General features: G+C 64.7%; 9 protein-coding genes and 2 tRNA genes. 5 read left to right on the forward strand and 6 right to left on the reverse strand.

Annotation, left to right across the window (positions count from 1 at the left end; translation table 11 throughout):
* Nucleotides 1–8: 8 nt before the first annotated feature.
* Nucleotides 9–938 carry a helix-turn-helix domain-containing protein gene (locus E8E68_RS24740; protein ID WP_110745600.1) on the reverse strand — a complete coding sequence of 310 codons (930 nt, stop codon included), beginning with the start codon at nucleotides 936–938 and terminating at the stop codon, nucleotides 9–11.
* A 349-nt stretch (nucleotides 939–1,287) separates the two neighbouring features.
* On the opposite strand from E8E68_RS24740, the gene E8E68_RS24745 reads away from it, so the two are divergent.
* The 4 genes from E8E68_RS24745 to E8E68_RS24760 all read left to right on the forward strand — a co-directional run bounded on the left by E8E68_RS24745 (nucleotide 1,288) and on the right by E8E68_RS24760 (nucleotide 5,221).
* Entirely contained in the window at nucleotides 1,288–2,628 is a 1,341-nt protein-coding gene (locus tag E8E68_RS24745) for an MFS transporter (RefSeq protein WP_266031402.1), read from the forward strand.
* A 130-nt stretch (nucleotides 2,629–2,758) separates the two neighbouring features.
* The gene (locus E8E68_RS24750) at nucleotides 2,759–3,469 is read left to right on the forward strand and encodes a fumarylacetoacetate hydrolase family protein (protein ID WP_280345786.1); all 711 of its coding nucleotides are present in this window, start codon (nucleotides 2,759–2,761) and stop codon (nucleotides 3,467–3,469) included.
* Between the two features lie 18 nt (nucleotides 3,470–3,487).
* Complete coding sequence (locus tag E8E68_RS24755; protein WP_110745603.1) at nucleotides 3,488–4,246, forward strand: SDR family oxidoreductase; 759 nt, start codon at nucleotides 3,488–3,490, stop codon at nucleotides 4,244–4,246.
* A gap of 24 nt (nucleotides 4,247–4,270) precedes the next feature.
* Nucleotides 4,271–5,221 (forward strand): 2-hydroxyacid dehydrogenase, encoded by a 951-nt coding sequence (locus tag E8E68_RS24760; RefSeq protein ID WP_266031399.1) that lies wholly within the window; start codon nucleotides 4,271–4,273, stop codon nucleotides 5,219–5,221.
* 408 nt (nucleotides 5,222–5,629) lie between these two features.
* On the opposite strand, the gene nirD is transcribed toward E8E68_RS24760, so the two are convergent.
* From nirD to E8E68_RS24775, 3 genes are all read right to left on the reverse strand, one after another.
* A complete protein-coding gene (gene nirD / locus E8E68_RS24765) occupies nucleotides 5,630–5,992 on the reverse strand; it encodes a nitrite reductase small subunit NirD (RefSeq protein WP_266031398.1) in 363 nt (120 codons plus the stop codon).
* Nucleotides 5,992–8,544, reverse strand: a complete 2,553-nt coding sequence (gene nirB / locus E8E68_RS24770; RefSeq protein WP_280345790.1) for a nitrite reductase large subunit NirB — start codon at nucleotides 8,542–8,544, stop codon at nucleotides 5,992–5,994. The genes nirD and nirB overlap by 1 nt, the downstream gene beginning before the upstream one ends.
* Before the next feature lie 302 nt (nucleotides 8,545–8,846).
* On the reverse strand, nucleotides 8,847–12,869 hold the full coding sequence (locus E8E68_RS24775; RefSeq protein WP_280345793.1) for a bifunctional nitrate reductase/sulfite reductase flavoprotein subunit alpha: 4,023 nt from the start codon (nucleotides 12,867–12,869) through the stop codon (nucleotides 8,847–8,849).
* 265 nt (nucleotides 12,870–13,134) lie between these two features.
* Between E8E68_RS24775 and map the strand changes: the two genes are divergently transcribed.
* Entirely contained in the window at nucleotides 13,135–13,983 is an 849-nt protein-coding gene (gene map, locus E8E68_RS24780; protein WP_280345797.1) for a type I methionyl aminopeptidase, read from the forward strand.
* Between the two features lie 113 nt (nucleotides 13,984–14,096).
* On the opposite strand, the gene E8E68_RS24785 is transcribed toward map, so the two are convergent.
* Together E8E68_RS24785 and E8E68_RS24790 are read right to left on the reverse strand one after the other, a co-directional pair.
* Nucleotides 14,097–14,173: transfer RNA gene (locus E8E68_RS24785), tRNA-Asp, on the reverse strand.
* A gap of 13 nt (nucleotides 14,174–14,186) precedes the next feature.
* Nucleotides 14,187–14,262 (reverse strand) — tRNA-Val (locus E8E68_RS24790).
* Nucleotides 14,263–14,325 lie beyond the last annotated feature (63 nt).

Raw genomic sequence — 14,325 nt, forward strand, 5'->3', positions numbered from 1 at the left:
CAGCAAGCTTAACGCATCGCTACCTGCGGCGTATCCGGGTCGCGCTGCTGGCGGCGAAATTGCCCGGGCGGCAGGCCATGGATCTGCCGGAAGCGCCGGGAAAAGTAGGCTTCATCAGCAAAGCCACAGAGCCGCGCCACCTCGCCCACCGGGCGGCTGCCATTGAGCAGGTAGTTGCGCGCGGTGTGCATGCGCCGCTCCAGCACCAGCTCGCTGAAGGTCTTGCCGATTTCCTTGCGCAGCCAGTGGGTCAGGTAGGTGGGCGACAGGTAGGTGGCGGCGGCGACCTTTTGCAGGTTCAGGTCGGGGTCGTCGATATGCCGGCGCAGGTATTCGCTCATGCGGCCCAGCGCGGCACGGCGGCTGAGCTGGGCAGCGTTGCTGTCGGCCAGTTCGCGCAGCGGCTCGGCGTACAGGCCGCAGACCTGGCCGATCAGCTGCAGCAACAGGCCCTTGAGCATTTCGCGGGTGCCAAAGCGGCGGTTGGCATCCAGTTCACGCAAGCGATCGAGGATTTGCCGCGCCTCGGCAAAGTCGGCGTCACCCAGGCAAAAGTCGAGATGCTCTTGAAAGCGGAACGGTGACAGCTCCGGCGCCTGCAGGATCGACACTTCCTCCAGGTCCATCGGGTCGCAGGCCAGGTGCGGCAGGAGGAACGTCTGGGAGAAATTGATCACCACGAAGTCGCTGTCCGCCGGATGTGGGATCACGTGCACCCGGTGCGGCAGGATGAAAGCCAGGGTGTTGCGCCTGAACGGGCGCTGCACGCTGCCGATGTGTTGCACCGTGTCGCCGCCTAAATTGACCTGGATCTGAAAATACTCGTGACGGTGCGGCGCGGTCTCGGCGGGGCGCCCGCGCTGGTCGCGGATGTAGAAATCCATCAGCTCGCTGCGCTGCTGCATGACGTAGGTCGGAACCTCGCGCTTGGGGGGCATTGGGTTGGCTCCAGTCTTCAAGGATGGCGCTGTCTGGCCCCTTCACGGGCAAGGCCGCGAAAAGACCAGGGCAGGCACAACTAGTTGTACGATGTCTAAAGTCATCAAATTAAACCTGTCTGCAAAAACTCGCGCAACCCTAAACGCCCACAACCCGCTGAGAATGCGACATACAGCTGAAAATACGCGCAAAACCCCACCTTCTGATTTTCTTGGACAGCACAGCCCTCCCCCGCCTCCAGCGAAAAAAACGGTCTAAAACCGCCGTTGCATTCAATACGTCATACGACCACTGTAGGAACGGGACTGCAGCCCAACCTCTACCAACAACAACAAACGAGGTCGACTCATGTCGAGCACGCCTACCCCCCGCGCCGCGTCGTCGTACGCGCTGGACGCGGCCCCTGCCCAGCGCCTGCCCTCCCGCCGCCGCTGGTTCATGCTGTCGCTGCTGCTGGTGGCGACCATCATCAACTACGTCGACCGGGTGAACATTTCCATCGCAGCGCCGTTCATGGCCAAGGACCTGGGCCTGGACAAGGTCGAGATGGGCCTGATCTTCTCCGCCTTCGCCTGGACCTACGCATTGGCACTGGTGCCGGCCGGCTTCATCGCCGACCGTTTCGGCTCGCGCCTGACCTACGGCGTGTCGCTGATCAGCTGGTCGGCAGTCACCGTGGCCCAGGGCCTGGCCAGCGGCTTCGCCTCACTGTTCGGCCTGCGCCTGGCGGTCGGCGCCATGGAGGCCCCGGCTTTCCCGGCCAACAGCCGTGCGGTCACGGTGTGGTTCCCCGCCCGCGAGCGCGGGATGGCCAGCAGCATCTACGTATGTGGCCAGTACCTGGGCACCGCGCTGTTCACCGGCGCGCTGCTGTGGCTGGCGACCACCTATGACTGGCGCCACGTGTTCTACAGCACCGGCATGGTGGGCATCCTGTTCGGCGTCGTGTGGCTGGTGCTGTACCGCGACCCGCTGAACTGCAAGAAGGTCAGCAAGGAGGAACTGGCCTACATCGAGAACGGCGGTGGCCTGGTGAAGAGCAGCCAGCAACGTACCCGCTTCGACTGGCGGCAGGTTGCCGAACTGTTCCGCTATCGCCAGGTCTGGGCGATCTGCCTGGGCAAGTTCGCCAGCACCTCGGCACTGTACTTCTTCCTTACCTGGTTCCCCACCTACCTGATCGAAGAACGCCAGCTGACGCTGATCAAGGTCGGCATCTTCGCGGTCATGCCGTTCATTGGTGCCACGGTCGGCATCCTCCTGGCGGGCATTGTCTCCGACCTGCTGATCCGCAAGGGCTACTCGCTGTCGTTTGCCCGCAAGCTGCCGCTGGTGGTGGGCTCGATGCTGGGGATGTCGATCGTGCTGGTGAACTTCACCGACTCCAATGTGCTGTGCATCGCCGTGCTGACCCTGGCGTTCTTCGCCCAGGGCATCGCCTCGTCGTCGTGGGCTGCCGTGTCGGAAGTGGCGCCAAAGGAGCTGATCGGCCTGACCGGCGGCATCACCAGCCTGGCGGCGAACATCGGCGGCATCGTCACACCGATCGTGATCGGCGCCATCGTGCACGCCAGTGGCTCGTTCGCCATGGCGTTCTGGTTCATCGGCGGCGTGGCGTTGATGGGCACGCTGTCTTACTCGCTGCTGCTTGGGAAGCTGTATCGCATCGAGCTGAAAACAACTGCTTGAGATTGCACTGCCTGTGCTGGCGATTGGGCCGGTACAGGTTACTTGGATAATCCAACCCAACCCCGCTTTCGTCCAACTTTGCCGGCCAGCCGCTGGATACGCTGGCCACTCCAGTACGGAGGATCCACCCATGACCTACCTGTTCAACCCGCCGGCCATCGTCAGCCTGCCGATCCGCGGCAGCGATGCGCGCTTCCCCGTCGGCCGGGTGTTCTGCCTCGGCCGCAACTACCCGTGGCCGGAATCCTACGGCGCGGCGCCGCAGGAGCCGGTGTTTTTCATGAAGCCGGCGAGCAACGTCGTCGAGGCATCGGGCGAGCTGCCCTTCCCGCCGCAGACCGAGGAGTTCTGCCATGAAATCGAGCTGGTCGCGGCCATTGCCAAGGGCGGTGCCGACATTGCCCCGGGACAGGCCCTGGAGCACGTGTTCGGCTTCGCCGCCGGCCTGGACCTGACCCGCCGCGACCACCAGCGCAAGGCCAAGGCCGAGGGCCTGCCCTGGGAAGGTGCCAAGGTATTCGAGGCCTCGGCACCGATGACTGCCATCGTCCCCGCCAGCGAATGCGCCTGGCCACTGGATGCGTCGCTGTGGCTGCAAGTCAATGGCGAGGAGCGCCAGCGTGCTCACCTGAGCCAGCAGACCTGGGCATTGGCCGAAGTGATCAGCCGGCTGTCACGCCAGCTGCCGCTGCGCCCGGGCGACCTGATCATGACCGGCAGCCCGCCCGGCGTGGCCCCGCTGAACCCGGGGGACACGATACACGCCGGCATCGACGGTATCGGCGAACTGCATCTGCGTGTCGGCCCCCGCCCTGCCGGGCAAACAGCCAACGCAGCCTGAACCTGACGGAGACCCGACATGACCCAGAACAAGAAAATCGCCCTGGTCACCGGTGCCGGTAGCGGCATCGGCCGCGCCGTCGCCCTCGCCCTGCTGGATGACGGCTTCAGCCTGGTGCTCGCCGGGCGCCGCGCCGAACCCCTGCAAGCCGTGGTTGCACAGGCGCTGGCAGCAGGCGGTGAGGCGCTGGCCGTGCCCACCGATGTACGCGACGAACAGAGCGTCGCGCAGCTGTTCGCCACCATCGAAGAAGTGCACGGCCGGCTCGATGTGATCTTCAACAATGCCGGCATCAACGCGCCCGCCGTGCCGGTGGACGAGCTGCCGCTGGAGAACTGGCGCAACGTCATCGCCACCAACGTCGACGGGGTGTTCCTGTGCGCCCGCGCTGCCTTCGGCCTGATGCGCCGCCAGCAACCGCAAGGTGGGCGAATCATCAACAACGGCTCGATCTCGGCGCACACCCCACGCCCGTTCACTGCCCCCTACACGGCCAGCAAGCATGCGGTGCTTGGCCTGACCAAGGCGCTGGCGCTGGATGGCCGGCCGTACAACATCGTGTGTAGCCAGGTGGACATCGGTAACGCCCTGACCGAGTTGTCCGAGCGCATGACCCGGGGGGTACGCCAGGCCAATGGCGAGATCGCAGCCGAGCCGATGCTGGACGTGCGCCATGTGGCCGATGCGGTGCGCTACATCGCAGCGCTGCCGCTGGACGCCAACGTACTGAACATGACCGTGATGGCCAGCAACATGCCGTTCGTTGGCCGTGGCTGATCCCTGTTTATGATGGAGTGACCGATGAAACCCGAAGTCCTGCAACTGAGCCCTATCCTGATCCCGCAGATCCGTGAGCGCCTGGAACAGCTGTTCACCGTACACCGCTACTACGAACAGGCCGACAAGGAGGCCTACGTCAGCCAGCATGCCGGCACTATTCGCGGCGTGATCACCGGCGGCCACACCGGTATCAGCCAGGCGCTGATGGCACGCTTGCCCCACCTTGAAGTGATCGCGGTCAATGGTGTCGGTACCGACGCGGTAGACCTGGCCTATGCTCGCGATCGTGGCATCCAGGTGACGGCAACCATCGGTGCCCTCACCGAGGACGTCGCCGATCTTGCGATTGGCCTGCTGATCGGCTTGTGCCGGGGTATCTGCACCGGTGACCGCTTCGTTCGCGCCGGCCATTGGGCCACCAGTGCCACGCCGCTGGCACCGTTGCCACTGGCCCGGCAGGTGTCGGGCATGCGCGTGGGCATCGTCGGCATGGGGCGCGTCGGCCGCGCAGTCGCGCAGCGGGCGGCAGCGTTCGGGTGCCCGATTCGCTACACCGACCTGCAAGCGCTGGACGTGCCTTACGGCTTTGAGGCAGACCTGCTGCAGCTGGCCAAGGACAGTGATGCACTGATCCTGGCGGCGGCGGCCGACAAGGGCGAGGCGCTGATCGATCGCCAAGTGCTGCGGGCGTTAGGTGCAGAGGGATACTTGATCAACATCGCACGCGGCAAGCTGGTGGATGAGCCGGCATTGATCGCGGCCCTGCAGGCTGGGGAGATCGCTGGCGCGGCGCTGGATGTGTTTGCCGACGAACCCCGCGCGCCCGAGGCATTGTTCGAGCGTGAGGATGTGGTGCTGCAGCCGCATCGAGCCAGCGCCACGGTGCAGACCCGCACGCGCATGGGCGAGATGGTGGTGGCCAGCCTGGTGGATGTATTTGCCGGGCGCACGCCGCAGGGCTTGGTGATCTAGCCGGCTGGTGCCGACCTGTTCGCGGGCTTGCCCCCGCGAAGCATCCAACACGGTGTATGGCACCGGCTCCGCCGGTGTTCGCGGGACAAGCCCGCTCCCACAGGGATCACGCTAGATTCTAGAAATTGAGCAAGCCTGTTGTTTCCCCAGGTGCTGCATCAGCCTCAAGCCCGCGGGGTACTTGTGGGAGCGGGCTTGTCCCGCGAAGAATCCAACTTGGTGCATGGCACCGGCTCCGCCGGTGTTCGCGGGACAAGCCCGCTCCCACAGGGGATTGCGCTAGATTCAAGAAATTGAGCAAGCCAGTTGTTTCCCCAGGTGCTGCATCAGCCTCAAGCCTGCGGGGTACCTGTGGGAGCGCGCTAGATGCTCATGCCCGCGTAGTGGGGGGCAGGCGGCAAATGGTTATCAGGCCACAGCCAGCTCCACGGCCTCCCCCTTCAACCGCACCGGCCACACCCGCAACCTCTGCCCGGCATCCTCCAGGCACTCCCCACTCAGCAGGCTGAAGTGCTGCTTGTAGAGCGGCGCTGCCACCACCAACTCACCTTGCACGCTGCCCACCAGCCCGCGACCGATGATGTTGGCGCCGGAGCGTGGGTCGCGGTTGTCCACCGCATACAGCGGCTGAGCCTGACCAGGCAGGTAGAACAGCGCCACCTGGGCGCCGTCGAGCCACACCACCACCCCGGAGTCGGCCACCAGGTCGTGCGCCTGGCATACCGCCTGCCAGTTTTCTTGAGTGTTCACAGCAGCATTGGCCAGGTTCATCAGACAGCCTCCTCGACAGTTGGGATCAGGTGCAGCGGCGCCGCTGGCCGGCGTTGTTCGCGTTCACGCACGAAGTGCACGTCCGGGTCAGCGCGGCGATCGTTGACAAAGGTACGGAAGCGCTTGAGCTTCTCGGGGTCGTTGAGGGCGTTGGCCCATTCGCATTCATACTGGTCGACCACATGCTGCATCTGGCTTTCCAGCTCGCTGGCCAGCCCCAGGCTGTCGTCGATCACGACCTGCTTCAGGTAGTCCAGGCCGCCTTCAAGGTTCTCGCGCCACACCGAGGTGCGCTGCAACTTGTCGGCCGTACGGATGTAGAACATCAGGACGCGGTCGATCAGGCGTACCAGCGTTTCGTCGTCAAGGTCGGTGGCGAACAGTTCGGCATGCCGCGGGCGCATGCCGCCGTTACCGCACACGTACAGGTTCCAACCCTTGTCGGTAGCGATGACGCCAATGTCCTTGCTTTGCGCCTCGGCACACTCGCGGGTGCACCCAGACACCGCGAACTTGAGCTTGTGCGGGCTGCGCAGGCCCTTGTAGCGATCTTCCAGGCGCAGGGCCATGGCGACGCTGTCTTGTACGCCGTAACGGCACCAGGTGCTGCCCACGCACGATTTCACCGTACGGGTCGACTTGCCGTAGGCATGGCCGGTTTCGAAGCCGGCCTCGATCAGTTCGCCCCAGATCAGCGGCAGCTCGTGCAACTGGGCACCGAACAGGTCGATGCGCTGGCCGCCGGTGATCTTGGTGTACAGGTCGTATTTCTTGGCGACCTGGCCGATGACGATGAGCTTGTCCGGGGTGATTTCACCACCCGGGATGCGTGGCACCACCGAGTAGGTACCGTTTTTCTGCATGTTGGCCATGAAGGTGTCGTTGGTGTCCTGCAGCGGTACCAGCGCCGGGTCCATGATCGGCTGGTTCCAGCATGAGGCGAGGATATTGCCCACCGCCGGCTTGCAGATGTCACACCCTGTGTGGCCTTTGCCATGACGTTCGAGCAGCTCGCTGAACGTGCGGATGCCTTCTACCCGCACCAGCCCGTACAGCTCCTGACGGGTGTAGGCGAAGTGCTCGCACAGGCTCTTGTCCACTGCCACACCGCGGACGCTCAGTTCGTGCTCGAAAACCTGCTTGAGCAGGGCCGCGCAACCGCCACAACCGGTCGCGGCCTTGGTGCAACCTTTGACGGCGGCCAGGTCGCTGCAGCCGTTGTCAATTGCGGCGCATACCGCGCCCTTGCTGACGTTGTGGCAGGAGCAGATGGTCGCGCTGTCGGGCAGCGCATCAGCACCCAAGGCCGGCGCGCCGCTGCCTTGCGGCAGGATCAGCGCTGCCGGGTCGGCCGGCAGGGCGATGCCGTTCTGGGCGTACTGCAGCAGGGCGTCGTAATAGCTGTTGTCTCCGACCAGCACCGCGCCGAGCACGTGCTTGCCGCTGGCATCCACCACCAGCCGGCGGTAGGCACTGTTGGCTTCGTCGATGAAGCGGTAGCTGCGCGAACCCGGCGTGGCACCATGGGCATCGCCGATCGAGCCAACATCCACGCCCAGCAGCTTGAGCTTGGTCGACATGTCTGCACCGGTGAAGGCCACTGCCGCCTCGCCCATCAGCAAGGCCGCCAGATTGCGCGCCATGCTGTAGCCTGGCGCGACCAGGCCGAACACGCTGCCGTTCCACGAAGCGCACTCGCCGATGGCAAAGATGCGCGGGTCGCTGCTGCGGCAGTGGTTATCGATCACCACGCCACCGCGTGTGGCGATATCGAGGCCGCAGGCACGGCCCAGGGCGTCCTGCGGGCGGATACCGGCAGAGAATACGATCAGGTCGGTTTCCAGGTGCTCGCCGCCGTCGAAGTTCATGCGGTAACGGTAGGCCTCGCCTTCGCTGATCGACTGGGTAGCGCGTGACAGGTGCACCCCCACACCCAACGCTTCGATCTGCGCCTTGAGCGCAGCACCGCCCTCGGCGTCCAGCTGCACCGGCATCAGCCGTGGGGCAAACTCCACCACGTGGGCCTCCAGGCCCAATGACTTGAGGGCGTTGGCCGCTTCCAGGCCAAGCAGGCCACCGCCGACCACCACGCCACGACGGGCACTGGCTGCTGCCGCCCGAATGCCATCGAGGTCGTCCAGCGTGCGGTAGACCAGGCGGGCGTTACCGCTGGAGCCTTCGATCGGCGGCACGAAGGGGTAGGAGCCGGTGGCCAGCACCAGCTGGTCGTAGCCATAGCGGCCTTCGGCAGTGACCACCTCACAGCGTTCGCGATCGATTTCCAGCACCGCCTCACCGAGGTGCAGGTGCACACCGCTGGTGGTGTAGAAATCGTGTTCGCACAGGGCCAGGGTTTCGGCACAGCTGCCGCCGAAGTATTCGGACAGGTGCACGCGGTCGTAGGCGCGTTGGCGTTCTTCGCCGAACACCCTCACTTCGAAACGCTGCAGGGCGCCGCGGCTGACCAGTTGTTCGACGCAATGGTGGCCGACCATGCCGTTGCCGACGATGACCAGTCGCTCTCGTTGCCCGCTGCTCGCTGTTGCCTTCATAAGCCGATCCTCGATCAAAAAAAAAGCGCCTGGAGCCGAAGCTCCAGGCGCCTTTGCCTGTATTCATCACGGTGTGCCCCTGGGTTGATCGCCGTTGATCAGCGGGGCTTGTTGTATCGAAGATAAAGCAGGGACTGTGCCAGTTGCTTTACCTGTATCGGTCTCTTTGCGGGTGAACCCGCTCCCACAAGGGTTTGCATCGGTCTTCAGGCTTGCACGGTGCCTGTGAGAGCGGGTTCACCCGCGAAGAAGCCCCCGCAGGCATGCACATTCACAGTGCACCTCAGCCCATCCCGGTGCACTCAATACACATCCCGGCGATAACGCTTGGCCTTGCTCAAACGTTCGACATATGCAGCCGCCTGCACTGCATCCATCCCGCCATGCTCAGCCACGATTGCGCGCAACGCCGCATCCACATCCTTCGCCATGCGCTGCGCATCGCCACAGACATAGAAATACGCCCCCGCCTCCAACCACTGCCACAGCTGCGCGCCCTGCTCGAGCATGCGTTGCTGCACATAGACCTTTTGCGCCTGGTCGCGCGAGAACGCCGTATCGAGCCGCAAGTGGCCTGCTTTTTCCCAAGCCTGCAACTGGTCCCGGTAATAAAAGTCGGTGGCGGCGTACTGCTCGCCAAAGAACAGCCAGTTACCGCCTGTGGCCCCCCGTGCCTCACGTTCTTCCAGGAAGGCGCGGAACGGCGCAATACCGGTGCCAGGGCCGACCATGATCACCGGCAGGCTGTCGTCCTCCGGCAGGCGAAAGTGCTTCGTCGCCTGCGGAAAAATCGCCACTTTCAGCGCCTGCGCACGGTCGGCAAGGAAGCTTGAGCACACCCCTTTGCGTACCCCGTAACGCACCGTGGATACCGTGAGGTGCACCTGATCCGGGTTCACCAGCGGGCTGGAACTGATCGAGTAGAGCCGTGGCTGCAACGGCTTGAGCAGGTCGAGCCAGCTGGCCAGGGGCAGTTGCTGAGGGAAGGCGCGCAGCACATCGACCAGTTGCCGTCCCCACAACCAGTCCTGCAGTTCAGCCTTGCACTCGGGTTGCAGCAGGCGTTGCAGGTCAGGTGCGCTGCGGGCGAACACCTGCAGCTGCTGCGGGGTGACCTTGGCGATTTCAAGATGCGCCTGCAGGGCTTCAGCCAGTGGCATGGCGGGCTGGCCTTTCAGCTCGACCATGGCCTGGCCATCAAGCTGTATCAGTGCCAGCAGTTCATTGACCAGCGCCGGGCAGTTGCGCGGCCAAACGCCCAAGGCGTCACCGGCGGCGTAGGTGAAGCCGCTGCCCTTCAGGTCGAAGACCAGCTGGCGGGTTTCCTTGCTGGCACCGGGGCCGTTGAGCAGGCGGTTTTCCAGTAGGCTGGCAGCCCAGGGCTGCTGCTTGCTGAAGGCTGCCACGGGCGCAGATTCAGGCGCCTGCTGCGGCGCCGCGCTGGCCAGCGTGGGCAGCAACGCGTCGAGCCAGCCGGCGAAAGCTTGGTCGAAGTCCGGCTCGCAGTCCACCCGTTGCAACAGGCGCCGCCCACCCAGCTCGGCCAGACGCTGGTCAAGCTTACGTCCAAAGCCGCAGAACTGGTCGTAGCTGGAGTCGCCCAGGGCCAGCACGGCATAGGGCAGTTCGGCGCAATGGCCGCCCTCCTCGGCCTGCAACGCCTGCCAGAACGTCGCCGCGCTGTCGGGAGCATCGCCGTCACCAAAGGTGCTGGCAATCAACACTACGCTGGCAGCACCCTGCAATTGGCGCGGGGTGACCGCCTCCATACAGCTGAGCTGCACGTCGAGGCCAGCACTGCGCAAGCGCTCGGCACAGCGCTCAGCCAGCAGTTCACCATTGCCCGTCTGCGAGGCCCACAGCACGTGGTGCCTTGGGGCGACCAAGCCTGCGCCGGGCAGTCCCGCAGGCTGGGCGAACAGCCCGGCCAGCAGCCCGTCGACAAACAGCCGGTGGTGGGCAACCAGCGGTGCAGTGGCCGGCAGGCTGGGCACGCCCTCGGCGCGCGCCTGGTCCAGACCCAACAGAAAACCTTGCAGGTAATGGCGTTCTTCCTCGGCCAGCACCGGGGCGGGCAATGTGTCCAGGCCAAGCAGGCGGGACAGGGTGGCAGTCGGCATGCTGGCGGGCTCCGGCGTAGCAGTATTCAGGTCCAGGGCATCGATGCGCTCACCGGCGACCCGCTCCAGGGCCACGGCGCAGTGCTTGAAAGCGGGTTGCAACGACAGCGGGTCGACGGCGTCACAGGTCACGGCATTGATTGCCAGCTGATCGCCGATCAGGTCGTTCCAATGAAAAGGTGCAAAGCAGTTGCCAGGCATCACCCGATCACTGACGCGTACCGGCAGCACGGCTTGGCCGCGGCGCGAGCGAATGGCCACCTGGTCTTTTTCCGCCAGACCCAACCGGGCCGCATCTTCTGGATGCACTTCAACGAAGGGACCTGGCTCCAGCTTGTTCAGCGCCGGCACCTTGCTGGTCTTGGTCAGGGTGTGCCACTGGTGCTGCACGCGGCCGGTGTTCAGCACCATGGGGAAGGTCTCATCCGGCAATTCAGCGGCAGGTAACCAAGGCCGCGCGAAGAAGCGCGCCTTGCCACTGGCCGTCGGGAAGGCCAGCGCTGGGCGCTCACCTTGGGCATCGAGCAGTAACGCCTGGCTGCTGCCATCGTTGATGTAGCGCAGCGGGCTGCGGGCGTGTTCGCGGCCCGGTGCGCTGGGCCACTGGTGCGGTTGCTGGCGCAGTTCGGCATAACCGATGCCGCGCAGGTCATAGCCCGTGGCCGGGTTATGAAAGCGGCGGATTTCCTCGTACACGGCTTCGGCGTCGGGGTAGTCGAAAGCGTCGCCATAACCCATGGCGCAGGCCACACGGGCAATGATCTGCCAGTCAGGCAGGCTCTGCCCTGGCGGCTCGACGGCGCGTGGCATCAGGGTAAGGTTGCGCTCGCTGTTGATCATCACGCCCTCGCCTTCCGCCCACAGCGCAGCGGGCAGGAGAATGTCGGCATACCGGTTGGTTTCGGTATCGAGGAAGGCGTCCTGGGTAATGACCAGCTCGGCCTGGCGCAGGCCGTCGATCACTTGCTGGCGGTTGGCGACACTGGCCACCGGGTTGCTGCAGATGATCCAGCAGGCTTTCACTTCGCCGGCTTTCATCTGACCGAACAGCGCCACCGTACCGTCACCGCCTTCACTGCGCAGGCTGCCCGGCGCCAACTGCCATTGTTGCTCGACGAAGGCGCGGTCGGCGGCCACCAGGGCCGAGCGCTGGCCTGGCAGGCCCGGGCCCATGTAACCCATCTCGCGGCCACCCATCGCATTGGGCTGGCCAGTCAGCGAGAACGGCCCGCTGCCGGGGCGGCAGATGGCACCGGTGGCCAGGTGCAGGTTGCAGATCGCGTTGCTGTGCCAGGTGCCGTGGATGCTCTGGTTCAGGCCCATGGTCCAGCAACTCATCCAGTTGCCGGCGCTGCCGATCCATTCGGCCGCCTTGATGATATCGGCCTCGGCCAGCCCGGTGATGGCGGCCACACGCCCGGGGCTGTAGTCGTCGAGGAAGGCTGGCAGGTCATCCCAGCCTTCGGTGTGGCGGGCGATGAAGGCAGGGTTGGTGTGGCCGTTGATGTGCAGCAGATGCAACAAGCCGTTGAGCAAGGCCATGTCAGTGCCCGGGCGTACCTGCAGGAACAGGTCGGCCTTGTCGGCGGTGGCGCTGCGCCGTGGGTCGACGACGATCAGCTTCGCACCGGCCTTCACCCGGTCGAGCAGGCGCAGGAACAGGATGGGGTGGCAGTCGGCCATGTTGGCGCCGATCACCAGAAACACGTCGGCATGCTCGAAATCCTGATAGCTGCCGGGCGGGCCGTCGGCACCCAGCGACAGCTTGTAGCCGCTGCCGGCGCTGGCCATGCACAGCCGCGAATTGGACTCGATGTGGCGGGTGCGGATAAAGCCCTTGGCCAGTTTGTTGGCCAGGTACTGGGCCTCGAGTGACATCTGCCCGGACACGTACAGCGCCACGGCGTCGGGCCCATGTTGGTCGATGATGGCACGCAGGCGCGCGGCGCTGTCGGCGATGGCCTGGTCCATGCTCGCGCGCACCGGCTGCTGGCTGCGGTGCGGGCGCACATAGGCATCCTCCATACGCCCGGCGGCCGTCAGCGGCACATGTGCGGTGAGGCCTTTGGTGCACAGCCGGCCGAAGTTGCTGGGGTGCTGCTTGTCGCCGCTGATCTTGCCGACCTTGCCATCGGCAACGCTCATGACGATGCCGCAACCGACGCCGCAGTAGGGGCAGACACTGCGTACTTCGCTATTGGCCATGGGCGGGCTCCTGTAGGAACGCAAAAAGGCGCCGGCTGCCCCGGCATGCTGATGCAAGCGGGACAACACGGCGCCTTTGTCGTGAAGTTGTGTGGGCTGTCGACGTTGATAGCCCGGGATTGAGGTGGATGAGCAATTAGTGGGCCAGCTGACCGGCCCCTTCGCGGGTAAACCCGCTCCCACAGGGATCTCACAGGGCCTGAGGGTGGTGATGGACCTGTGGAGTGGGCCTGGCCCGCGAAGAGGCCGGTACAGATTACGCACCATGCGGTGGCAACCTCACGCTCCCTGGCGCTATGCTGGGGCAATTTTCAGCATGAGCAACTACCCTCCCCCCATGTCCCAGGTGATCCTCAAGACCCCCGCTCAACTCGACCTGATGCGCCGCGCCGGCCAGCTGCTGGCCCAGGTGTTCGCCGAACTCGACAGGTTCATCCGCCCCGGCGTGACCACCATGCAGATCAACGACCATGCCGAGGCGTTCATCGTCGAAACGCTCAGGGCGCGGCCGGCGAGCAAAGGGCAGTATGGTTTTCCCTACTCGCTGAATACCTCTGTGGACCACGTGGTGTGCCACGGCATGCCCAAGGTTGACGAGGTGCTTCAGGAGGGCTCGATCGTCAACGTCGACATCACCCTGGAACAGGGCGGGTACATTGCCGACTCTTCGAAGATGTACAGCATCGGCAAGGTCAGCGATGAAGCCCGGCGCCTGGTCGACACCACCTATGAGGCGTTGTGGAGAGGCATCGAGCAGGTGCGCCCTGGGGCAACGCTGGGTGATATCGGCCATGCCGTGCAGGCCCATGCCGAGGCAGCTGGCTACAGCGTGGTGCGCGAATACTGCGGGCATGGCATTGGCCAACAGATGCATGAAGCGCCAGAGGTGCTGCACATCGGCCAGCGCGGCATGGGCATGAAGCTGAAACCGGGGATGGTGTTTACCATCGAGCCGATGATCAACCAGGGTGGCCGCGGCACGCGCGAGTTGAAGGATGGCTGGACGGTGATCACCCGGGACCACAGCTTGTCCGCGCAGTGGGAACATACCGTGGCAGTGACCGAGAGTGGGTACGAGGTGCTGACATTGCGGGAGGAGGAACGTCGTGGCTGAAGCTGCGGCAAACGCCTGCAGGTATGGGTACAACATTCAGGCACAAAAAAAGCGACCCTAAGGTCGCTTTCTTTGTTACTTCCGGGTGTTCAGTGGGCCCTGGAAGTGGAATATGGCGCAGCGGACGGGACTCGAACCCGCGACCCCCGGCGTGACAGGCCGGTATTCTAACCGACTGAACTACCGCTGCGCTATACATCGAGTGGTGGGTGATGACGGGATCGAACCGCCGACCCTCTGCTTGTAAGGCAGATGCTCTCCCGGCTGAGCTAATCACCCTTCGTCTCGGTGTGGCGCGCATTCTACGTACGCCCCCACAGCCTGGCAAGCATTTTTTAAACT

This window comes from Pseudomonas sp. BN607, assembly GCF_029871175.1.
GTDB lineage: Bacteria > Pseudomonadota > Gammaproteobacteria > Pseudomonadales > Pseudomonadaceae > Aquipseudomonas.